Below are 21693 nucleotides of genomic sequence, written 5' to 3'. Positions count from 1 at the left end.
CCGGGGAGTCAGTCCGGCTTGCGCAGGGTGAACTGCACCACGTCGGTGTTGCCTTCGTCGAAGGCCGCCTCGCAGTAGGCGAGGTAGAACTCCCAGGTGCGCAGGAAGCGCTGGTCGAAGCCCTGCTGCAGCACGCGCTCCTGGTTCAGCAGGAACTGCTGGCGCCAGACCCGCAGCGTCTGCGCGTAGTCGGGGCCGAAGTGGAACTGGTCGGCCACCTGCAGGCCAGCGCGTTCGGCCGCGGCGCGGAACTGCGAGGGGCTGGGCAGGCAGCCGCCCGGGAAGATGTACTGCTGGATGAAGTCGGTTCCGGCGACGTAGCGGTCGAACAGGTCGTCGCGGATGGTGATGCTCTGGATACAGGCGCGGCCGCCCGGCTTGAGCAGGCGCGAGACCGTGCCGAAGTAGGTGTCCCAGTACTCGCGCCCCACGGCCTCGACCATCTCGATCGAGCAGATGGCGTCGAAGGGCGCGTCCTGGATGTCGCGGTAGTCCTGCAGCCGCAGGTCGGCGCCCGGGTTGCGCTGCTGCGCGAAGGCCAGTTGCTCGGTCGAGAGGGTGACGCCGGTCACCTCCATACCGAACGAGGTGATCGCCTTTTCCGCCAGGGCGCCCCAGCCGCAGCCGATTTCCAGCAGGCGCTGGCCCGGGCGGGCGCCCACCATGCGCAGCGCGCGGCGCACCTTGGCGTGCTGGGCCAGCACGATGTCCTGGTCCGGCTTCTCGTACAGCGCCGACGAGTAGTTCCAGGTCTCGTCGAGCCAGAGTCCGTAGAAGGCGTTGCCCAGGTCGTAGTGGGCGTGGATGTTCTTGCGGCTGTTGGCCTTGCTGTTGCGGTTGAGCAGGTGGCGCAGGCGGTAGGCCAGGCGACCGATCCAGGAGCCGTAGACCACGTCTTCCAGTGCCTCGCGGTTGGCGATCAGCACGCGCAGCAGATCGGCCAGCTGCGGCGTGCTCCAGTGGCCGGCGATGTAGCTTTCGGCAAAGCCGATGTCGCCCGACTTCATGGCTGCACCGAACACGGACCAGTCGTGGATCCGCAGGGCGGCCAGCGGTCCCGCACCGCCACCGAAGCGCTGCACCGTGCCGTCGGGCAACTGCAGCGTGAGCGAGCCGTGGCGCAGGCGCTGCAGCAGCTGCAACGTGGTGCGGGCGGCGGCCGGGGCGTGGCGGGGCAGGGAGAGGCCGGCGCTCTGCGGGGCGGTGGTGCTGTTCATGTCGTGTCGAAAGGCAAGGGGTCAGCGGGAGGCCGGGTGGCCTTGGGTGACGAAGTCCGCCGGGGCGGCGGGCTGGCGGAAGAAGGGCGCCTGCTTGAGCCACAGGCGCAGGGCCTGCCAGTGGATGCGGGCGATCACGCCCAGCGTCATCAGCGGGTGGCCCCAGAGCGCGCGCCGCGCGCTCGCGGCATCCAGCGGCTGCAGCGTGCCGCTGACGCTGGTGCGGATCAGGGCTTCGGCGCCGGGCTCGTCGTGGAAGTCGATGCGCACCACGGTGCGGTCTTCGCCGCCGTGCTGCGTGCGCATGAAGACGAAGCGGTACTCGCCGCGCACCGGGGCGAAGGGCGAGACGTGGAACACCTTGTCGGCGGTGGCCGGCACGCCGAAGCGCGGCGCGTCCAGCAGGTAGCAGTGGCGCTCGCCGAAGGTGTTGTTGACCTCGGCGATCACGGCGCGCAGCGAGCCGTCGGCGCGGTGGCAGTACCAGAAGCTCACCGGCTTGAACACGTAGCCCAGCACGCGCGGGTAGGTGTGCAGCCAGACCTCGCCGTCCGCGTCGCCGATGCCGTGCTCGGCCAGCAGGCCGTCGAGCCAGGCCAGGCAGTCCTCGCGGCCGTCGCCGTGGTCGCGGTCGTGGAAGGCCAGCGCCGCCCGGCGGTTGCGAGCGAGCGCGCCATCGCCGTTCTTCCGAAGGCTGCGCAGCGGCAGCATCAGAAAGAAGGTCGGGTAGGCGAAGGCGTGGGCCTTGGGGCGCGAGCGCGCGTGGCGCACCTGACCGAAGCCGATCAAGGCCTTGGGGCGCTCGCTCGCGGCGTCGTTCATGCAAACACCCCGGGTAGGGAGGCGTCGCGCGCTTCGGTGGCGCTGCGCTGCGGCAGCAGGTCGTGGGCCATGATCAGCTCGCGCGCCGCACGCAGGCCGGCCTTGAGTCCGTCCTCGTGGAAACCGTAGCCCATCCAGGCGCCGGCGTAGAAGGTGTCGTGGCGGCCCTGCAGGTCGACCATGGCCTTCTGGGCGCGGATCGCGGCCAGGTCGAACACCGGGTGCGCGTACTCGTATTCGCCGATCACGGTGGCCGGGTCGATGGCGCGCTGCGGGTTGAGCGAGACGACCACCGGGGTCTTCAGCGGCAGCGGCTGCAGCCGGTTGATCAGGTAGTGCAGACAGACGCGCGGCTCAGCGCCGGCGCCGCCGGCCTCGTAGTTCCAGGCCGCCCAGGCCTTCTCGCGCTGCGGCAGCACCGAGGCGTCGGTGTGCAGCACCGCGCGGTTGGGCTGGTAGCGCACCGCGCCCAGGGCTGCGCGCTCTTCGGGCGTCGCGGCATCGCCCAGGATGGCCAGCGCCTGGTCGCTGTGGCAGGCCATGACGATGGCGTCGAAGCGCTCGACCCGGCCCTCGCTCACCAAGCGCACGCCCTGTTCGTCGCGCAGCACCTGCTGCACGGGGGTGTTCAGGCGCCGGTCGGGAATGCGGGCGACGATCTTCTCCACATACTGCCGCGCACCACCGGCCACCGTGTACCACTGGGGGCGGTTGGTCACCTGGATCAGGCCGTGGTTGTGGCAGAAGCGCACCATGGTCGCGACCGGGAAGCGCAGCATCTGGTCGGTCGGGCAGCTCCAGATGCAGCCCATCATGGGCAGGAAGTACCAGTCGCGGAAAGCGGCCGAGAAGCGGTGGCGCTCCAGGAAATCGCCCAGCGGTTCCAGCAGCGGGCTGTCGGCACCGAGGTCGTCGCCGCGCCTGGCCAGCTTCGTGGTCAGGCGGTTGAAACGGACGATGTCGGCCAGCATGCGCCAGAAGCGGGCGTTGCCCAGGTTCTCGCGCTGGGCGAATACGGTGGAGAGGTCGCTGCCGCTCCATTCCAGCGCCGTGCCGCGTGGCCCGGCGCCCGGCGCCTGAACGGAGAACGACATGTCGGACGGCGCGATCGGCACCTGCAGCTGCTCGAACAGCGCCAGCAGGTTGGGGTAGGTGCGCTCGTTCAGGACGAGAAAACCGGTGTCGACGCCGAAGGTGGTTGGACGGCCCAGGGGGTCGGGCAGGGTCACGTCCACCGTGTGCGTGTGGCCGCCGAAGTAGTCACCGGCCTCGAACAGGGTGAGCTCGGCCAGGCCGGTCAGGGTGTGGGCGGCGGCCAGGCCGGAGATGCCGGAGCCGACGATGGCCACGCGCGGACGCTGACCACGGCCCTCGGGCGCGCCGCCGATCGGAGTGGGGGTGGGGACCGAGTACATGGCTCAGCCCAGAGAAGCCACCGCCCCGGGGGGGCGGCGGAGGGGGGAAGAAGAAAAGCCTGCGAAGCGCCCCGACGCGAAGGAGGGAGGGAGGGAGGAGGAGGAGAAGCGCCTCGGGATTTCATCCGCCGCGATCGGCGGAAGGCTTCGCAGTGCAAAAACCTGAACATCCGACAACACCGATTTCGGCGCCATCGTGAATGCATTGAGCGGATTCGTGGCGGAAAAGTTCCGCGGTGTGATGACCATGTGCCCTCCGGTCGCGGGTGTGTTGTTGAACTGTCTGGTTTTATTGTGACTGATCAGTCACAAAACAGTCGAGACATTCTTTTCAACACCCATGACGGGCACAGGGTTATCGGTCTGAATGACCCACGCAGCGGTGGAGCGTGGGGGGCGACGGGTCAGTCGCCGGGCCGCCCCAAGGCTGGCCCAGCCCCCTCGGGGGGCAGCGACCCGCGCAGCGGCGGAGCGTGGGGGCTCTATTCCGTCTTGCCCAGCGCGTGGCGCCAGAGCGCCTGCACCGCGGTGGCCATGCCGGCGGCGGCGGCGGCGCCGATCTGCGTGGGCGCCTCGTCCAGCCGTGCGCGGTGCTGGATGGCGCGCAGTTCGCGGTAGGCATCGGCGGCTTCCTGGCCCACGCCTTTGGGCAGCAGGCCGACGGCCTCGGCGCGCTGCAGCAGGGCGATGTTGCCCAGGTTGCCGCGCAGCTCGGGGTGTTCGCCCGAATGCGCCAGCACCAGGTACTGCACCACGAACTCCACGTCGACCATGCCGCCCGGGCTGTGCTTGACGTCGAACTGCTCACCGCGCACCGGGTGGGCGCTGCGCACCTTCTCGCGCATGGCGATGATTTCCTGCGCCAGCGCCGCACGGTCGCGTTCGGCGGTGATGACCGCCTCGCGCACGTCGTCGAAGCGCTGCTGCAGACTGGCCATGCCCATCACGAAGCGGGCGCGCGTCATCGCCTGGTGTTCCCAGGTCCAGGCGGTGTTGCTGCCGCGGCCGCGCTGGTAGTTCTCATACGCGGTGAAGCTGGTCACCAGCAGGCCCGAGTTGCCGTTGGGTCGCAGCGCGGTGTCGATCTCGAACAGGTCGCCCTCGCCGGTCTTGACCTGCAGCCAGTTGATCAGCTTGCGCACGAAGGCGGCGTAGATCTCGCTGGCGTTCTCGTCCTCGTCCTCGTAGACGAACACGATGTCCAGGTCGCTGCCGTAGCCCAGTTCCTTGCCGCCGAGCTTGCCGTAGCCAATGATGGCGAAGGCCGGTTCGTCGCGGTGCCGGTTTTTCAGCCGCGCCCAGCACCAGCGCGCTGTCACGCGCAGCACCGTGTCGGCCAGCGCGGAGAGGTCGTCGGCCACCTGTTCCACCGTCAGCACGCCCTCGATGTCGCGCGCCAGGGTGCGGAACACCTCGGCGTGGTGGGCGCGGCGCAGCAGGTTCAGTAGTTCTTCCTCGTCGTCCTCGCCGGTGCGGCGCAGCGCGGTGCGCCGCTCTTCCAGGTCGGCTTCGAACTGGGCGGCGTCAAAACGCTCTTCCAGCAGCTGCCGGCTGGCCAGTTCGTCGATCACGCCCGGGTGCTTGAGCAGGTAACGCGCCGGCCATTTGGCCGCACCCAGGATGCGCAGCAGGCGCTCGTGCACCGACGGCCGCTCCTGCAGCAGGGCCAGGTAGCTTTCGCGGCGCAGCAGCGGCTCGATCCAGTCGGCCAGGCGCAGCGCCGCCTGTTCGTTGACCCGGCCTTCGTCGAGCCAGGCGCCGGTGCGCTGGACCAGGCGCACCAGGCGCAGGCGCGCGTCCTCGCGCAGCGCCAGCACCCGCGGGTGCCCGCACCACTGCGACACCTTGGCGGCAAAGGCCTCGGGCAGTCCGGTCATCACGCCCTGCAGGTCCTCCACCGAACCGCGCGAGCCATTCTTCTGGCAGCCCTTGCCGGTGCAGCCGCCGCCGGGCGCGCCGCCGAGCAGGATGTCGAACTCGTGGGCCACGGTCTCGCGGTGGGTGTCCAGCGCGCACAGGAAGGCGCACATGTCGGGGAAGCCCATCGTCGCGGCGATCCAGGCCAGGTCGTCGTCGCGGGTGGGGATCAGGTGGGTTTGCTGGTCGTCCAGGTACTGGATGCGGTGTTCGACCTTGCGCAGGAACTCGTAGGCAGCGGCCAGCGCGTCGGCGGTGGCGCGCGGCATGAGGTTGGCCTTGGCCACGCGCTGCAGCGCGTCCAGCGTCGGCCGGGTGCGCAGCTCGGGGAACTGACCGCCGCGCACCACCTGGAGCAGCTGCACGGTGAATTCGATTTCGCGGATGCCGCCGCGCGAGAGCTTGACGTCGTTGGCACGGCCCGGGTTGCCCGCGGCGCGCTTGGACGCATGGTCGCGGATCTGGCGGTGCAGGGTGCGCAGCGAATCGAAGACGTTGTAGTCCAGGTACTTGCGGAACACGAAGGGCAGCACAGCTCCGCGCAGCGCGCTGGCGCTCTTGTCGGCGATGCAGGCGGCGGGCGCGATGACGCGGCTCTTGAGCCAGGCAAAGCGCTCCCACTCGCGGCCCTGCACCAGGAAATACTCCTCCAGCGCGCCCAGCGAGACCGCGGCAGGGCCAGAATTGCCGTTGGGCCGCAGGGCCAGGTCGACACGGAACACGCAGCCGTGTTCGGTGGTGTCGCCGATCGTGTTGTAAATGTGCTTGACCGCCTTGCCGAAGTACTCGTGGTTGCTGATGTGGTGGCGGCCGGCTGCGTTGCCCGCGGTCTCGCCGTCGGCGTCGTACACGTAGATGAGGTCGATGTCGCTGGAGACGTTGAGCTCGCGCGCGCCGAGCTTGCCCATGCCGATGACCCAGAGCTGGGCGCGCTGGCCGTTCTCGTCCAGCGGCGCGCCGTGCAGCTCGTCCAGGTCGGCAAACGCCAGCCGGCAGGCCTGGTCCAGCGCCATTTCGGCCAGTTCGGTTACCGCGCGGGTGATGTCCTGCAGGGCCGCTCCTTCCTCGCAGTCCAGCACCACCAGCCGCTCCATCACCAGCTGGCGCAGCACGCGCAGGGCGGCGGGCATGGGCAGGCCTCGTTCGGTCAGCGTGGCCAGGCAGGTGTTCATGGCCGCCTTGACCGGTGGGCCAGGTGGCAGGCAGGCCAGCTCGTTCTCGTAGCGGCGGCGCACCCGCTGCACAAAGCGGGAGTGCTCGGCCAGCCGGCTTGGCAGCGGGGTGTCGGCGGGGTTCACATTTGGCGACAAAGGAGAAACCGACGCGGCGGAACCGTCGAGAGGGCTGACCGTCATAATTTGCGTTGGATATGAATCAAAGCCCGGCCCCAGCCGTCCCTGCCTCAAGAACCCAGAAGACCTGGTCGGCGATCACTCGGCTGTTGCTGTGGATGGTGCTGACGGTCTGGATCCTGTTCGCACTCACCTGGGGCACCTTGCATTTTTGGATTGTGCCGCGAATCGGCGAATGGCGTCCCGACCTGGAACGCTGGGCCAGTGCGGCTGTGGGGGTACCCGTCCAGGTGGGGGCGATCCGCGCCGAGTCGCAGGGCGATGCCAGCGCCCGCGCCGGCTTCCTGCTGCGCCTGGTGCCCACGCTCGAACTCAGCGACGTGCGCCTGCTCGACCCCCAGGGTCGCGAAGCCCTTCGGCTGCCCAAGGTGCGGGCGGCGGTGTCGGTCACCTCGCTCTGGCGCCTGGGTTTCGAGCAGTTGCTGATCGAGGCGCCGGTGCTCGACATCCGTCGTACGCCGCAGGGGCGCATCGAAATCGCCGGTCTGGACTTTTCCGGGCCGCAGTCCGGCGACCATCGCGCCGCCGACTGGTTCTTCTCGCAGTCCGAGTTCGTGATCCAGCGCGGCACCGTGCGCTGGACCGACGAGCTCAAGGGCCAGCCCACGCTGGCGCTGAGCGACCTGAGCTTCGTGGCCCGCAACCGCGTGCGCAGCCACCTGCTGCGGCTGGACGCCACACCGCCGCCCGAATGGGGCCAGACCTTCAGCCTGATGGCCCAGATGCGCGAACCCCTGCTGGATCTGGGGCCGCAGCCGCCCGGGCAAGCGCCCTGGCACAACTGGAGCGGCGAGGTCTACGGAGACTTCCCGGCGGTCGACGTCTCGCGCCTGAAGGCTTATGTCGACTTGTCCGAATGGGGCGTCGAGGTGCGCGCCGGCCAGGGTCGCCTGCGCGCCTGGGCCGATGTCGAGCGCGGCCAGGTGGCCGGCGCCACCGTCGACATGGGCCTGCGCGAGGTCGCCACGCGGCTGGGCGAACAGCTGCCGGAGCTGGCGCTGGAGCGGGTCGATGGCCGGGTGGTGGCCAGCTGGGGCGCCCAGGGCTTCCAGGTGGCCAGCGACGACCTGAGCTTCCGCACCCAGGACGGTCTGGACTGGCCCGCCAGCAAGCTGTGGCTGGCGCACGACAACGGCCTGTCCCGCGGCGCGAACGCCAGCGCAACGACCACGGTCGAGGCCGACCGGCTGGACCTGGCGGCGCTGGCGGCCCTGGCCACGCGCGTGCCGCTGCCCCAGGCCAGCCGCGACCTGCTCACCAGCCTGCGCCCGGCCGGTCAGGTGCAGGGTCTGTCGGCGCGATGGCAGCAGCCGGTGGCGCCCGCGGCGGTGGCGGGCCAGCCCGCGCCGCCGGCCCCGGCCGTCACCGCCTACCAGGCCAAGGGGCGGGTCAGCGGCCTGGCGCTGGCCGGCCAGCCCAGCGGCCGCATGTCGGCCTACGGGCCCTACCCCGAACTGGGCCGGCCCGGGGTGGTGGGCGCCAGCGCCGACTTCGACTTCAACCAGGGTGGTGGCACCGCGCGCGTCTCGATCACCGACGGCGCGCTGGAGCTGCCGGGCATGTTCGAACAGCCGCAGATTCCCATGACCAGCTTCCAGGCCGACGCGCGCTGGGACATTGAGGGCGAGCACATCGAGGTCTGGCTGGAGAACATGCGCCTGGCCAATGCCGACGCCGCCGGCACCGGGCGCCTGCACTGGACCACGGCCGACCCGGCGCGCAGCAGCGCCAAGTCCCGCTTCCCCGGCGTGCTCGACCTCAACACCACCCTCACCCGCGCCGACGCCGCCCAGGTGCACCGCTACATGCCGCTGTCGGTGGGCGCCGACGCGCGCCGCTACGTGCGCGAGGCGATCCGCGGGGGGGCGTCCGACCGGATTGAGTTCCGCGCGCGTGGCGACCTCTGGGATCTGCCCTTCCACCAAGCCGGCGCCGACGGCGAGTTCCGCATCACCGCGGCGCTCAAGGGCGTGGACTTCGCCTACCTGCCGCCCTACCTGCAGGACGAGGGCGCACCGGCCTGGCCGGCGCTCAAGGCGGTCAACGGCCAGCTGGTGCTCGAAAAGGCCTCGCTGAAACTCAGCGGGCTCAGCGCCGGGGTGGAGGGCCTGCCGCAGGTGCGGCTGGGCGAGGGTGAGGTGCTGATCCCCGACCTCATGGGCTCGCCCCGGGTCGAGGTGGGCGCGCGCACCCAGGGGCCGGCTGCCGAGGTGCTGCGCTTCGTGCAGACCTCGCCGCTCGACGGTCTGCTCTCCGGCGCCCTGACCAAGGCCACGGGCACCGGCAACGCCGGGGTGTCGTTCAAGCTGCAGCTGCCCCTTGAGAAACCCGAGGACTTCGCGCTGCAGGGCAGCGTGCAGCTGGGCGGCAACGACCTGCGCATCACGCCCGACGCCCCCATGCTGGAGCGCAGCAGCGGCAGCATCGCCTTCACCGAGCGCGGCTTCAAGCTGGCCGATGCCCGCGCCCGCCTGTACGGCGGCGAGGTGGCGCTCGAAGGCGGCTTGCAGCCCGACGCCCGGGGCGTGGCCAAGGTGGAATTCCGCGGCCAGGGCAACGCCTCCGCCGAAGGCCTGCGCGACGGCGGGCTGGGCTTTGTCTCGCGCCTGTTCGCCAGCGCCAGTGGCAGCGCGACCTACACCGCGCGTCTGGGCTTCCGGGGCGGCGCGCCGGAGATCAGCGTGACCAGTTCGCTGCAGGGCCTGGCGGTGGACCTGCCGGCGCCCCTGTCCAAAAAGGCCGACGACGTGCTGCCGCTGCGCTACGACAACGCTGTGGTGGGGGTGGCCACCGAAGGCGCCGACGAAGTGGCCCGCACCGACCGGCTGGCGGTCGAGATCGGTGCCGCGGCGCAGCTCCTGCTCTCGCTGCAGTACGAACGCGACATCACCGGCGCCGAGGCGCGGGTGCTGCGCGGCAGCCTGGGCGTGGGCCTGCAGGCGGGTGAGACCGCGCCCTTGCCGCCGCAGGGTGTGGCGGCCAACCTGCGCTTTGCCCGCATCGACGTGGACGCCTGGGAGCGCGTGTTCAGCGAGGCCAGCGGCGTCGACGTGCGCGGCACCAGCGCGGGCACGTCCGCGCCGCCGGCCCAGGCGGCCAGCCTGAACTACCTGCCCACCGTGCTGGCGGTGCGCGCCAGTCAGGTCAGCGTCGACGGCCGCAGCTTCAACAACGTGGTGCTGGGCGGCTCGCGCGAGGGCACGCAGTGGCGCGCCAACGTCGATGCGGACGAGCTCAACGGCTATGTGGAATACCGCCAGGCCGCGGGCGGCAGCGCCGGCAGCGTCTACGCGCGGCTGGCGCGTCTGGACCTGGCACCCAGCGCCGCGGCCGACGTCGAGCAGCTGCTGCAGCAGCCCAGCAGCGTGCCGGCGCTGGACATCACGGTGGAGAACCTGGTGCTCTCGGGCCGTCAGCTCGGGCTGGTGGACATCCAGGCCGTCAACCGCGGCGTGGGGCGCAACCGGGAATGGCGCCTGAACAGGCTCAATGTGCGCGTGCCCGAGGCGCGCCTGATCGCCAGCGGCAACTGGGCCGCCACCGGGGACGAGGGCGCCGCTCGCCGCACCCGGCTGGACTTCCGGCTGGACGTGGACGACGCGGGCCAGCTGCTGACGCGCTTCGGCCGCGCGGGGGTGGTGCGCGGTGGCAGCGGCCACATCGAGGGCGAGATCGGCTGGCTGGGCTCGCCCTTCACGCTGGACTACCCCAGCCTCTCGGGCGAGATGGCGGCCAACTTCGAGACCGGCCAGTTCCTCAAGGTCGAGCCGGGTGCGGCCAAGCTGCTGGGCGTACTGAGCCTGCAGGCCCTGCCGCGGCGGCTGACGCTGGATTTCCGCGACGTGTTCTCCGAGGGCTTCGCCTTCGACTTCGTGCGCGGCGACGCCAAGATCGCCCAGGGCGTGGCGACCACCAACAACCTGCAGATGAAGGGCGTGAATGCCGCCGTGCTGATGGAAGGCAGCGCCGACATCGTGCGCGAGCAGCAGGACCTCAAGGTGGTGGTGGTGCCCGAGATCAACGCCGGCACCGCCTCGCTGATCGCCACCGCCATCAACCCCGCCATCGGCCTGGGCACCTTCCTCGCCCAGTTCCTGCTGCGCGAACCGCTGCAGTCCGCCACCACCCAGCAGTTCCACATCAGCGGCGGCTGGGCCGACCCCAAGGTCGAGAAGATCGAAAAGAAGTAAAAACGCACACCGAAACCAAGGAGCACCCATGAAAGTCGCCGCCATCCAGATGGTCTCGGGCATCAGCCTGGACGCCAACCTCAGCGCCGCGCGCGCCCTGCTCGACCAGGCCGCCCGCGCCGGCGCCGAACTTGCGGTGCTGCCCGAGTACTTCTGCTTCATGGGCCAGCAGGACGCAGACAAGCTGCTGCTGGCCGAGCAGACCGGCCTGGGCACGGTGCAGGACTTCCTCTCGGACGCTGCGCGCGAACTCAAGCTGTGGATCGTCGGCGGCACCCTGCCCATGGCCACCGACGACCCGACCCACGCGGCCAACGCCTCGCTGGTCTACGACCACAAGGGCCACTGCGTCACCCGCTACGACAAGATCCACCTGTTCCGCTACGACAACGGGCGCGAGGCCTACGACGAGGCGGCCGTGCTGCGGGCCGGCGACACGCCGGTCTCGTTCGAGATGTCCACGCGCCATGGCGAACACTGGCGCATCGGCATGAGCGTCTGCTACGACCTGCGCTTCGGCGAGCTCTACCGCATGCTCGCCGCCGACCTGCTGCTGGTGCCCGCGGCCTTCACGCACACCACCGGTCAGGCGCACTGGGAGGTGCTGTTGCGAGCCCGCGCGATCGAGAACCAGGCCTATCTGATCGCCAGCGCCCAGGGCGGCGTGCACGAAAACGGCCGCCGCACCTGGGGCCACAGCATGGTGATCGACCCCTGGGGCCAGGTGATGGCGATGCAGGCCGAAGGCCCGGGCGTGGTGATGGCCGACATCGACCTTGAACGTCTGCGCAGCGTGCGCGAACAGCTGCCGTCCCTCCAGCACCGCAGGCTGTGAGCCTATGAAACGACCGCCGCGGCGCTGGCTGCTGTGGGGTGCGCTGCTGCTGCTGGTGGTGGTGCTGCTTGGCGTGCTGGTGTTCCTCGCCGCCGAGTACGAGGAGTCGCGCGACCAGGAGGCGCTGGAGCGCGATGCGTCCGCGCTGGCCGGCGACATCCGCAGTGGTCTGGTGCGCAACGTGCAGACTCTGCAGGCGCTGCACAGCGTGGCCCCCACGGCTGCCTCGTGGCAGGACCCGGCCGCCGAGGTGCTGGAGCAGCACCGCGAGCTGGTACGGCTGGAGTGGCGCGACGCTGGCCTGCGGCTCCTGGCCGAGCGCGATTCTTCCTACGTGTCCGGTCTGTACGGGCAGATGTCGCGCGCCCAGGCCCTGCCCGATGTGCGCCAGGCCTGCGAGAGCGCGCAGCGCGTGTCCGGGCCTTCGTTCTCGCCCAGCTATTTCTGGCCCATGAGCAGCGGCCTGGGCATGGAGCTGATGGAGATGTGCCTGCCGGTGGTGCGCACCGGCGCGGCCGAGGGTTATCTGGTGGCCACCTACGCCCTGCCCGGTCTGCTGTCGGAACTGACCAACAAGGCGCTGTTGCGCAACCGTGGCCTGGCTTTCACCGAGGTCGACGGCACCCGGCTGGCGCTCTACAGCGCCGTCTCGAGCAACCGCCGCCTGCAGGTGGCCAGCGCCCTGCTGGACCTGCCGGGCCACACGCTGGTGCTGCGGCTGGAGGGCCCGCGCCGCGTCGTCGGCCTGTTCCCCAACGTGCTGACTGCGGTGGTGGGCGCGCTCTCGCTGGCCCTGCTGGCGGTGCTGGTGCTGCTGGGGCGCGACATGCGGCGGCGCCAGCGCGCCGAGACCGAGGTGGCCGAGGCGCTGGCCTTCCGCAAGGCGATGGAGAACTCGCTGGTGACCGGGCTGCGCGCGCGCGACATGAACGGGCGCGTGACCTATGTGAATCCCGCGTTCTGCCAGATGGTGGGCTTCTCCGCCAGCGAGCTGATCGGCTCCGGCCTGCCCGCGCCCTGGTGGCCGCCCGAGCTGGTGGATGAGTACCAGCAGCGCCAGGCGGTGCGGCTGGCCGGTCAGGTGTTCCCGCGCGAAGGCTACGAGTCCGTGTTCCAGCGCAAGGACGGCACGCGCTTTCCGGTGCTGATCATCGAGGCGCCGCTGATCGACGCCCAGGGGGCGCAGACCGGCTTCATGAGCGCCATCCTCGACCTGAGCGAGCAGCGCCGGGTCGAGGAACTCAACCGCGCCTCGCAGGAGCGGCTGCAGGCCACTGCGCGCCTGGCCACCGTGGGCGAGATGGCCTCGCTGCTGAGCCACGAACTGAATCAGCCACTGGCCGCTATCGCCAGCTACGCCAGCGGTTCGCTCAACCTGCTGGACGACACCGACGCCCCGCCCGACCTGCTGCGCCAGGCCATGCAGCGTGTGAGCGAACAGGCCGAGCGCGCGGGGCGCGTCATCAAGAGCGTGGCCGACTTCGTGCGGCGGCGCGAGCAGGTGCGCGAGGCGGTGTCGCCGGCCGCCCTGCTCGACGCCATCACGCCGCTGCTGGGCCTGCAGGCCAAGAAGCTGGACATCCGGGTGGAGACCCGCATCGCGCCCGGCTGCCCGTCGGTGCTGTGCGACCGAACCATGGTCGAGCAGGTGCTGCTGAACCTGGCCCGCAACGGCATGCAGGCCATGCCCGAAGGCGACCCGCCACTGGCTTCGGGGCTGCGCAGCATCCAGATCCACATCGCGCCGCGCCGGACGCAGACCGCCGATGGCGAGCCTCAGCGCAAGACCTGGGTCGAGTTCGCGGTCACCGACCACGGCAAGGGCCTGAGCGACGAGGTGCGCGAGAAGCTGTTCACGCCCTTTTTCACCACCAAGGCCGAGGGCATGGGCCTGGGCCTGTCGCTGTGCCGCACCGTGATCGAGCAGCACGGCGGCGCCCTCACCTTCGAGCCGGCCCAGCCGCGCGGCACCGTGTTCCGCTTCACCCTCCCAGCGGCGTGACCAAGCCCCCACGCTCCGCCGCTGCGCGGGTCGCTGCCCGCCAGGGGGACTGATCCGATTTGGGGTGGTCCGGCGGCGGATTCACTATCATCCCGCCCATGATCCAGCATCCCGACGCCAAGGTGTTCATCGTCGACGACGATGCGGGCGTGCGCGATGCGCTGGCCTGGCTGCTGCGCACGCGGCGCCTGCTCAGCGAGCGCTACGACAGCGCCGATGCCTTTCTGGCCGAAATCGCCCGCTGGTCCTCCGAGCCCTCCGTGCCCTGCTGCCTGCTGCTGGACGTGCGCATGCCCGGCACCAGCGGCCTGGCGCTGTTCGAGCAGCTGCTGGCGCTGCCCTGGCAGGCGGCCATGCCGGTGATCTTCCTCTCCGGCCACGCCGACGTGCCGACCGCCGTCGACGCCGTCAAGCGCGGCGCCTTCGACTTCTGCGAGAAGCCGTTTTCCGACAACGCCCTGGTCGACCGTGTCGAGCAGGCGCTGGCGCAGTCGGCGCAGGTGCAGGAGGGGCTGCGCGCGCAGCGCAGCGTGCAGCAGCGGCTGGATGGCCTGACCGAGCGCGAGCGCGACGTGATGGACCTGGTGATCGCCGGCCTGCCCAACAAGCTGGTGGCCGACCGCCTCAACATCAGCGTGCGCACGGTGGAGGTCCACCGCGCGCGCGTGTTCGACAAGATGGGCGTGAAGTCGGCCGTCGAACTGGCCAACGCGCTGCGCCAGCTGGGGGCGCGCTGAGGCTCATTCGTCCCGCGGATCGGGCCGCTCGGCCTTGCGCTCCTCGGGCAGCTCCCCGTTTTTCCGACCCGAGAACATGGTCCACCACACGATGAAGATGAGCAGTACCAGCGCAGCGAGCGCTTCGAGCAGCAACAGGGTCATGGACAGGGGCCGGAGCGCACTGGTTCGGTGGACGACGGCGCTGATTGTAGGCAGCCTGGCCGCCTGCACCACCGTCGAGCTGCCGCCCTCGGGGCCGACGCCGGGCGCCCGGCCGGCCGACGGCAGCCTGCCGCCGGCCATCCAGCAGCCCGCCAGCCGCTGGGTGCCGGTGCGCTGGACCGACCTGCCCGGCTGGGGCCTGGACAGCCTGCACGAGGTCTGGACCGCCTGGGTGCGCGGCTGCGAGAAGCCGTCGCCGGTGCAGGCGCCGCTGTGCGCCGAGCTGCGGCCGCTGATCATGGCCGGCACCGCCGAGCAGCAGGCCTGGATCGAAAGCCGCTTCCAGCCCTACCGCGTGGTCGAGCCCGATGGCAGCACGCCGCAGGGCCTGCTCACCGGTTATTACGAACCGGTGCTGGAGGCCTCACGCACCACCACCTTCAGCCACCGCGTGCCGGTGTACGCGCCGCCGGTCGGCGTGCGGCTGGGCAGCACCGAGCCGCCCTGGTACACCCGGCAGGAGATCGACACCCTGCCCGCGGCGCAGGCCGCGCTCAGGGGGCGGGTCATCGCCTGGCTGTCCGATCCCATCGACGCCCTGGTGCTGCAGATCCAGGGCTCGGGCCGGCTGAACATCAAGGAGCCCGACGGCACCGTCAAGCAGGTCCGCGTGGCCTTTGCGGCGCACAACGGCCACCCCTACCAGAGCGTGGGCAAGTGGCTGCTGGACCGGCGCGAGATCCGCGAGGGCAACTGGGAGGGCATTCGCGCCTGGGCCGCGCAGAACCCCGGCCGGCTCAACGAGTTGCTCTGGAGCAACCCGCGCACGGTGTTCTTCCGCGAGGTGCCGCTGACCGATCTCAATGCGCGGTTCGGTCCCGCCGGTGCGCAGGGCGTGCCGCTGACGCCGGGCCGCTCGATCGCTGTCGATCCACAGAGCATTCCCTACGGCACGCCGGTCTGGCTGGCCTCCAAGGGCGTGATCTACAACCAGCAGCGCCTGGTGATGGCGCAGGACACGGGCGGCGCCATCACCGGCGCCGTGCGCGCCGACCTGTTCACCGGCTGGGGCGGCTGGGGCGATGCGCCCTACCAGCTCGCCTCGCGGCTCAAGCAGCCGCTGCAGATGTGGGTGCTCTGGCCGCGCTGAGCCGGCACCGGGCTGTCTGCGCCCGCCCGGTCACGGCCACTGCGCCGTCACCTGCGCGATCACCTCGACCAGTTTGCGCGCCGCCGCCTCCCAGGTGAAGCGGGCGGCATAGATCTGCCCGGCGTCCGCTAGCCCCTGCCACAACGCCGGGTCGTTCTGCAGGCGCAGCAGCGCGCCCTCCCAGGCCACCGGGTCGTGCGGATCGACCTGCAGCGCGCCCGGCCCGCAGACCTCGGGCAGCGCGCCGCAGGGAGCGATCAGGGCCGGTGTGCCCAGCATCAGGCCCTCGACCGGCGGCAGGCCGAAGCCTTCCGTCAGCGAGGGCGTGCAGACGGCCAGCGCGTGGGCCTGCAGGCTGGTCATTTCCCCCTCGCTCACGTAGCCGGCGAACACGGTGTTGGCGGGCAGGGACCAGCCCGCCGCGGCAAAGTCCGCGGCACGGGCGCGTCCGGTCAGCACCAGCGGCAGCCCCGCCAGACCCGGGCGGGCAAAGGCCCGCAGCAGCAGGCCGATGTTCTTGTGTGGCTGGACGTTGGCCAGCGCCAGCGCGTAGCGCCGCGGGCTCAGACCCAGGCGGCCCAGCACGGTGTCGTCCCGGGAAATGCGCCGCACATGGTCGACCCCGTTGTGCACGACGTGGATGCGCTCGGGCGGGGCGATGCCCAGCGACACGAGTTCGCGCTTGGCGAACTCGGACACCGTGAGCAGGCCCCGCTGCGCGGCGCCCGCCCGCCGGATGTGCAGCCGGGCCCAGGCGCTGCGCACCTGGCCGTACGACCGGGGGGTGGTGAACACCTGGGCGTCGTGCACCATGGTCAGGCCCGCGCGCACGCTGAACGGGGCCATGTTGCAGAAGCCCAGCAGCAGCTGCCCGCGTGCTGCCTGCGGAAGGAAGAGCTGTTCCCAGGCGATGCCGTGCAGCCGGCCGGTTTCCCGGACCGGCAGGTTCGGGGCCGGCCACGCCAGGCGCGCGCCGGGCGGCACGGCGATGGAGACCTGTGGGCGCTGCGGCAGCTCGCCCAGGGCCCGAGTCAGCTCGTAGGCCACGCGGTGCACCGCGGTCGGCGCGGCGGACAGGAAGCGGCCATTGATGAGCACCCCGGGCGGGGCCTGCGTGTTCACAGCTCCAGGATCCGGCGAGGGTCGGCGCGCCCCCGCAGGATGTCCAGAATGGCCAGCCAGTTGCCGGCGGCGCGCCCCCGGCGGTCGATCCAGGGCTCGGGGTGCAGCAGCCGGGCGTGGTTGGCCAGCAGGTTGCGCAGCACCATGCGCAGCGCGATGCGGCGTGGCAGCGTGGCCTTGCGCAGCAGGTACACCGGGTTGCTGACCTGGCTGTAGCCCAGCCGGCGTCCGCTCTTTTCGCGCCCGCGCTTCTCGCCGCAATGCACGCCCTGGAAGGCGTCCGTATGCACCAGCGGTCCCGGGACGCGGCCGCCGAAGTCCAGGTCTTCCAGCCAGGCGTAGAGCGGCAGGTGTTCGTCGAAGCGCACGCCTGCGATGGCCGAGGCCCGGTAGGCCATGTTGCAGCCGTAGAGCCCGTGGGTGTGCGCCAGGATGGTGTGCGTCTGCGGGTCGCCCGCGGCGTCGGCGGCGTCGACCATGCGCACCGCGTCGTCGGGCGCGATGCCGGGGCCCTGGATGCCGTCGGCCAGCACCAGACCGTGCGCACCGGCCACGCCCGGATGCCGCTCGAAGAACCGCGCGATGCCGGCGATGGCAAAGCGCGAGGGCACAAAGTCGTCGTCGTAGAAGACCACGGCCCCGGCGTCCGGGCTCAGCCGGTCCAGACCCCGGTTGCGCTGGGCGCAGGAGCCGCGCGGACCGAAGACCTGCTCGACCGGGAACGGGCAGTCCCGCGCGGGCGGCGCATCGGCCGGGCTTTCCATGGACAGGATGAGCTGCGAGGGCCGCTGCGTCTGCGCGGCCAGCCGGTCCAGCAGCACCGCGACGCTGTCCGGGCGCCCGAGGGAGGCCACGATCACCGCCACGTTCATGCTGGGCTCCGCCGCGCCAGGTGGTCGGCCAGCCGGTGGGCGAACGCCACGATCATGAGCGTGGGATTGGCGTGGCCGGAGGTCGGGAAGATGGAGGCGCCTGCGATGTAGAGACCGTCGACGCCATGCACCTTGCAGTCGGCGTCCACCACGCCGCGGCCGGGATCGGCCGCCATGCGCGTGGTGCCGGCCGTGTGGCCCATGTCGATGATGTCGGGGCTGTGCGCGTCGCGGTCGGCGATCCAGTCGGCGATCGCCGGCGGCGGCAGACCTGCCCGGGCGAACTCCTGCTGCACGAGGGCCGCCAGGCGGGTCAGGGTGTGCAGCTCCTGTTCGCCGATGCGCCAGCGCGCCACCGGCAGCGGCATGCCGAAGCGGTCGGTCTTGGGCGAGAGCTCGATGCGGTTGGCCCGGTCCGGCGCCTGTTCGCAGACGGCGTCGAGCGACAGTCCCACCAGCTTGTGCGGCACGCCGCGCGTGAGGTACTCCTCGACCGCCAGACCCGGCCGCCAGCGCAGCACCTGCTGGACCGCGAAGTGCGTCCAGGCCTTGGGGAAGCGCGGGCTCTGGAAGGCCAGGCGTGCCAGCCCCTTGGCCATGATGCCCGGGGACTTGAGGATGGCCTGGGTGTCGGACAGGACGTTCCGGCTCTGCCGTTTGGCGATGCGGCGCACCGCGCTCCAGGGGTCGTCCGGCGCGCGCTCCCCCATGGTGTAGGCGGCGCAGTTGAGCAGGCCCTCGGCGGCCTGGACGCGGGCCGTCGGGGCCAGGCCGTGCATGTACATGCTGACGCCCCGCGGGCCCCGCAGACCGTAAAAGCCGTAGAGCCGGGACATGGCAGGAATCGCCTGGGGGCTGAAGCGGGCGATCCGTGCGCAGGGATGGTCCATCAGGCAGCGCCCGACCATGTCGTGCTGGTTGCCCAGGCCGTGGTGGTGGTGTGAGCGCGAGTTCAGCAGCAGGCGCGCGTTCTCGATCGCGCTGGCCGCCAGCACGATGGTCCGGGCCTCGATGACCCGGCGCGCGCCGTCTGCGTCGGCGACCCGCACCGCGCAGGCGCGCGTGCCCGATGCATCGGTCAGCACCTCCAGCACGGTGGCGCCGGTGAGCACGCGGCAGCCTTCCGGTGCGGCGTGCAGGAATTCGGTGCCGGCGTGCAGCACATCGGTCGGGTCCAGCGTCGAGCGCGCGAACTGCCAGAAGAAGGAGTCCAGCACGGCGGGGTCCGGGCGCTGCGGCGGCGCGCGGCGCAGGTGCTCCCACAGGCGGCCGTCGTAGCAGTTGATGCCCAGATTGAGCGCGTCCGCCGCCCGGTCCAGGTGGGGGGCGAGGTCGGCCGCCTTCACCGGCCAGCCGCTGTCCGGCACCCAGGGGCGCACCGCGTAGTCCAGCTCGGTGAACGCGGCCGACTTGCCGGCCCAGGCCACCGTCGAGCCGCCCAGCGCCCGGCAGCGCACGCCGAAGCCTTGCCGGCCATGCGCCCACATGCGGGTCTGGGGCGCGTGGAAGCGCTGGCGCCGGTCGGCCTGGTGCGGCGTCCAGAGACCCGCTTCGCTCAGCGTTTCGTTGAGCGCCTCGGTGCTCTCCTGTTCCTGCAGCCCGCCGCTTTCCAGCACCAGGGTGCGGCGACCCGCCGCCGCCAGCCCGCGGGCGACGGTCAGGCCCGCCGGGCCGCCACCGACGATCAGCACGTCGCAGGGCCCGATGGGGGCATAACCCAGATCGGCGAGGTCCTGGATCACGCCATCGCCCCCACCCGCTGGGCGGCGCTGCGGGCGATGGCAGCGCGCAGCCGTTCCTTCTGCAGCCACATGACCGGCGCCGGGTAGCGCGCGCCCAGCGACACCCGGCAGGTCCGTGCGAGGATGTCCAGCGTGGCCTGGTGGTCCTCGGCCCGGTAGCGGATTTCGCGCGGGGCCCACTGGTGCGGGTTCATGCGTTCGTGGAACCAGCGCTTGTTCAGCACCGCCTCCCAATTGGTGAACACATGGCGGCCGGTGTCGATCAGACGGCCCGCGCCCTGCGTCTGCCCGAAGGCCTGCGCCTCCTGCGGGTCGTCGAAGATCACGCTCAGCGCCACCGCGTTCTCCGGGTCGTTGTGCGGCGAGGGACGGCAGTGGGGCTGACCGGCAAAGATCTGCGCGACACCGGGATAGCGCGCGCGCAGGGTGCCCAGCATCGGCTCCAGCCGGCCCAGCTGCGCGTGCAGCACCGCGCCGGTCAGCTCGGACACGCGGCAGTTCAGGGCCGAGAACAGGGGCTCGTCGGTCGGTGCATGGCCGCGGATGAAGGCTCCCGGGTCGTGGAACATCCGTGCGCGCTCGAACCAGCGGTCGTCGTTGGTCAGCACGGCGCCACCTTCTCCGGCGCTCATGTTCTTGTGCTGGTTGAAGCTGAACACGCCCAGGTCGCCGATGCCGCCAACCCGGCGGTCCTTGTAGCGCACGCCCACGGCCTGGCAGGCGTCTTCGATCACCAGCAGCCGGTGGCGGCGCGCGATCGCCATGATGGTGTCCATGTCGCACACCGCGTTCTGCATGTGCACCGGCACGATGGCCCGGGTGAAGGGCGTGATCTTGCGTTCGATGTCCTGCGGATCGATGGTCAGCGACTCGTCGATGTTGACCAGTACGGGCACGGCGCCGACGGCCAGCGGCGCCAGCGCGGTGGACACCCAGGTGTAGGCGGGCACCAGCACCTCGTCGCCGGGCCCGATGCCCGCGGCCGCCAGCGCGGCGATCAGTGCGTTGGAGCCGCTGTTGACCGTGAGCGCATGCCGCACGCCGACCAGTCGGGCCAGCCGCTGCTCGAAGCGCGCGGTGAAGCCGTCCTGGCCGCGCGCATAGCGCTGCAGATCGCCCCGGGCGATCACCACGCCCAGGTTCAGCAGCTCCCGCAGGCCCACGGCGCGCATCATGGTCTCAGGCCTCCACCGGTTGCAGGGCTCGGCACTCCCAGCGCCAGGCATGTTCCACCAGCGTGTCCAGCGCCGCGTACTGGGGCCGCCAGTCCAGGCGCCGCTGGGCCAGGGTCGAGTCGGCCACGAGGCGGGCGGGGTCGCCCGGGCGGCGCGGCGCGTACTGCACGGAGATGTCGCGCCCGGTCACCCGCCGCGCGGCCTCGATCACCTCGTTCACCGAGAAGCCGTGGCCGTTGCCCAGGTTGTAGGCCTGGCTGGGGTCGCCGGCCATCAGGCTCTGCAGGGCCAGGCCGTGCGCCTGGCACAGGTCGTGGATGTGCACGTAGTCGCGGATGCAGGTGCCGTCCGGCGTGTCGTAGTCCTGCCCGAACACCGAGATGTGGGGGCGCCGGCCCGAGGCTGCCTGCAGCACCAGCGGAATCAGGTGCGTCTCGGGCTCGTGGCGTTCGCCCAGCTGGCCATCGGGGTCGGCCCCCGCGGCATTGAAGTAGCGCAGGCACACCGAGCGCAGGCCGTAGGCGCGGTCGTAGTCGGCCAGCGCCTGCTCCACCATCAGCTTGCTGCGGCCGTAGGGGTTGATCGGCTGCTGGCGGTGGTCTTCGGCGATGCGTTCGGTCTGGGGCTCGCCGAAGATCGCCGCGGTCGATGAAAAGATGAAGCGCATCACGCCCGCGTGCCGCATCGCGTCCAGCAGGTTCAGCGTGTTCACCACGTTGTTGCGGTAGTACTTGCCCGGGTCCTGCACCGACTCGCCGACCTGGATGTGCGAGGCAAAGTGCATCACGGCGTCGAAGCGCTGCTCGCGCAGCAACCGGTCCAGCAGCGCGCGGTCGGCGATGTCGCCTTCGACGAAGCGGCCATGCAGCACCGCGTCGCGAAAACCGCCGACCAGGTTGTCGAGGGTGGTCACCTCGCAGCCCGCCAGGGCCAGGTGCTTGACCATGTGTGAGCCAATGTAGCCGGCACCGCCGACGACCAGGATGTTCATGTGTTCTCCC

At 71.1% G+C, this 21693-nt stretch carries 15 protein-coding genes; 5 read left to right on the top strand and 10 right to left on the bottom strand.

Annotation, left to right across the window (positions count from 1 at the left end; translation table 11 throughout):
* Positions 1-8: 8 nt before the first annotated feature.
* The 4 genes from ACFOPI_RS00315 to glnE all read right to left on the bottom strand — a co-directional run bounded on the left by ACFOPI_RS00315 (position 9) and on the right by glnE (position 6726).
* Positions 9-1217, bottom strand: coding sequence for a class I SAM-dependent methyltransferase (locus ACFOPI_RS00315; protein WP_382169619.1), 1209 nt, complete (start codon positions 1215-1217; stop codon positions 9-11).
* A gap of 21 nt (positions 1218-1238) precedes the next feature.
* Entirely contained in the window at positions 1239-2039 is an 801-nt protein-coding gene (locus tag ACFOPI_RS00310) for a DUF1365 domain-containing protein (RefSeq protein ID WP_382169617.1), read from the bottom strand.
* Positions 2036-3454, bottom strand: a complete 1419-nt coding sequence (locus ACFOPI_RS00305) for an NAD(P)/FAD-dependent oxidoreductase (protein WP_382169615.1) — start codon at positions 3452-3454, stop codon at positions 2036-2038. Before ACFOPI_RS00305 ends, ACFOPI_RS00310 begins: the two co-directional genes overlap by 4 nt.
* Before the next feature lie 482 nt (positions 3455-3936).
* Positions 3937-6726, bottom strand: coding sequence for a bifunctional [glutamate--ammonia ligase]-adenylyl-L-tyrosine phosphorylase/[glutamate--ammonia-ligase] adenylyltransferase (gene glnE / locus ACFOPI_RS00300; protein ID WP_382169613.1), 2790 nt, complete (start codon positions 6724-6726; stop codon positions 3937-3939).
* Positions 6727-6740: 14 nt separating this feature from the next.
* Between glnE and ACFOPI_RS00295 the strand changes: the two genes are divergently transcribed.
* The 4 genes from ACFOPI_RS00295 (at position 6741) to ACFOPI_RS00280 (ending at position 14487) form a co-directional block, all read left to right on the top strand.
* Positions 6741-10913 (top strand): YhdP family protein, encoded by a 4173-nt coding sequence (locus ACFOPI_RS00295; protein WP_382169611.1) that lies wholly within the window; start codon positions 6741-6743, stop codon positions 10911-10913.
* 28 nt (positions 10914-10941) lie between these two features.
* A complete protein-coding gene (locus ACFOPI_RS00290; RefSeq protein WP_382169609.1) occupies positions 10942-11748 on the top strand; it encodes a carbon-nitrogen hydrolase family protein in 807 nt (268 codons plus the stop codon).
* Between the two features lie 4 nt (positions 11749-11752).
* Positions 11753-13750 carry a two-component system sensor histidine kinase NtrB gene (locus ACFOPI_RS00285; protein WP_382169607.1) on the top strand — a complete coding sequence of 666 codons (1998 nt, stop codon included), beginning with the start codon at positions 11753-11755 and terminating at the stop codon, positions 13748-13750.
* Positions 13751-13848: 98 nt separating this feature from the next.
* Positions 13849-14487, top strand: a complete 639-nt coding sequence (locus ACFOPI_RS00280; protein ID WP_382169605.1) for a response regulator transcription factor — start codon at positions 13849-13851, stop codon at positions 14485-14487.
* 3 nt (positions 14488-14490) lie between these two features.
* On the opposite strand, the gene ACFOPI_RS00275 is transcribed toward ACFOPI_RS00280, so the two are convergent.
* Positions 14491-14631, bottom strand: coding sequence for a hypothetical protein (locus ACFOPI_RS00275; RefSeq protein ID WP_382169603.1), 141 nt, complete (start codon positions 14629-14631; stop codon positions 14491-14493).
* Between ACFOPI_RS00275 and mltA the strand changes: the two genes are divergently transcribed.
* On the top strand, positions 14564-15781 hold the full coding sequence (gene mltA / locus ACFOPI_RS00270) for a murein transglycosylase A (RefSeq protein ID WP_382169602.1): 1218 nt from the start codon (positions 14564-14566) through the stop codon (positions 15779-15781). The two genes, ACFOPI_RS00275 and mltA, sit on opposite strands and share 68 nt — an antisense overlap.
* Before the next feature lie 30 nt (positions 15782-15811).
* Here mltA and ACFOPI_RS00265 read toward each other — a convergent pair whose 3' ends face one another.
* From ACFOPI_RS00265 to galE, 5 genes are read right to left on the bottom strand one after another with little or no spacing between them, the layout of a single operon-like run.
* Positions 15812-16903 carry a glycosyltransferase family 4 protein gene (locus ACFOPI_RS00265; protein WP_382169600.1) on the bottom strand — a complete coding sequence of 364 codons (1092 nt, stop codon included), beginning with the start codon at positions 16901-16903 and terminating at the stop codon, positions 15812-15814.
* The gene (locus ACFOPI_RS00260; protein WP_382169598.1) at positions 16900-17775 is read right to left on the bottom strand and encodes a glycosyltransferase family 2 protein; all 876 of its coding nucleotides are present in this window, start codon (positions 17773-17775) and stop codon (positions 16900-16902) included. The genes ACFOPI_RS00265 and ACFOPI_RS00260 overlap by 4 nt, the downstream gene beginning before the upstream one ends.
* A complete protein-coding gene (locus tag ACFOPI_RS00255) occupies positions 17772-19517 on the bottom strand; it encodes an FAD-dependent oxidoreductase (RefSeq protein WP_382169596.1) in 1746 nt (581 codons plus the stop codon). The genes ACFOPI_RS00260 and ACFOPI_RS00255 overlap by 4 nt, the downstream gene beginning before the upstream one ends.
* Positions 19514-20692, bottom strand: a complete 1179-nt coding sequence (locus tag ACFOPI_RS00250) for an aminotransferase class I/II-fold pyridoxal phosphate-dependent enzyme (protein WP_382169594.1) — start codon at positions 20690-20692, stop codon at positions 19514-19516. The genes ACFOPI_RS00255 and ACFOPI_RS00250 overlap by 4 nt, the downstream gene beginning before the upstream one ends.
* 4 nt (positions 20693-20696) lie before the next feature.
* A complete protein-coding gene (gene galE / locus ACFOPI_RS00245; protein WP_382169592.1) occupies positions 20697-21683 on the bottom strand; it encodes a UDP-glucose 4-epimerase GalE in 987 nt (328 codons plus the stop codon).
* Between the last annotated feature and the right edge of the window lie 10 nt (positions 21684-21693).

This window comes from Hydrogenophaga luteola (assembly GCF_042648585.1).
Lineage (GTDB): Bacteria > Pseudomonadota > Gammaproteobacteria > Burkholderiales > Burkholderiaceae_C > Hydrogenophaga > Hydrogenophaga luteola.
Note: the sequence above shows the minus strand (reverse complement) of the source record. Positions and strands in the feature narration are given on the sequence as shown.

What these genes read in the sequence shown, in the direction of transcription:
- ACFOPI_RS00315 (WP_382169619.1), bottom strand. Translation starts at nt 1,217, where the DNA reads ATGAACAGCACCACCGCCCCGCAGAGCGCCGGCCTCTCCCTGCCCCGC.
- ACFOPI_RS00310 (WP_382169617.1), bottom strand. Translation starts at nt 2,039, where the DNA reads ATGAACGACGCCGCGAGCGAGCGCCCCAAGGCCTTGATCGGCTTCGGT.
- ACFOPI_RS00305 (WP_382169615.1), bottom strand. Translation starts at nt 3,454, where the DNA reads ATGTACTCGGTCCCCACCCCCACTCCGATCGGCGGCGCGCCCGAGGGC.
- glnE (WP_382169613.1), bottom strand. Translation starts at nt 6,726, where the DNA reads ATGACGGTCAGCCCTCTCGACGGTTCCGCCGCGTCGGTTTCTCCTTTG.
- ACFOPI_RS00295 (WP_382169611.1), top strand. Translation starts at nt 6,741, where the DNA reads ATGAATCAAAGCCCGGCCCCAGCCGTCCCTGCCTCAAGAACCCAGAAG.
- ACFOPI_RS00290 (WP_382169609.1), top strand. Translation starts at nt 10,942, where the DNA reads ATGAAAGTCGCCGCCATCCAGATGGTCTCGGGCATCAGCCTGGACGCC.
- ACFOPI_RS00285 (WP_382169607.1), top strand. Translation starts at nt 11,753, where the DNA reads ATGAAACGACCGCCGCGGCGCTGGCTGCTGTGGGGTGCGCTGCTGCTG.
- ACFOPI_RS00280 (WP_382169605.1), top strand. Translation starts at nt 13,849, where the DNA reads ATGATCCAGCATCCCGACGCCAAGGTGTTCATCGTCGACGACGATGCG.
- mltA (WP_382169602.1), top strand. Translation starts at nt 14,564, where the DNA reads ATGGTCCACCACACGATGAAGATGAGCAGTACCAGCGCAGCGAGCGCT.
- ACFOPI_RS00275 (WP_382169603.1), bottom strand. Translation starts at nt 14,631, where the DNA reads ATGACCCTGTTGCTGCTCGAAGCGCTCGCTGCGCTGGTACTGCTCATC.
- ACFOPI_RS00260 (WP_382169598.1), bottom strand. Translation starts at nt 17,775, where the DNA reads ATGAACGTGGCGGTGATCGTGGCCTCCCTCGGGCGCCCGGACAGCGTC.
- ACFOPI_RS00250 (WP_382169594.1), bottom strand. Translation starts at nt 20,692, where the DNA reads ATGATGCGCGCCGTGGGCCTGCGGGAGCTGCTGAACCTGGGCGTGGTG.
- galE (WP_382169592.1), bottom strand. Translation starts at nt 21,683, where the DNA reads ATGAACATCCTGGTCGTCGGCGGTGCCGGCTACATTGGCTCACACATG.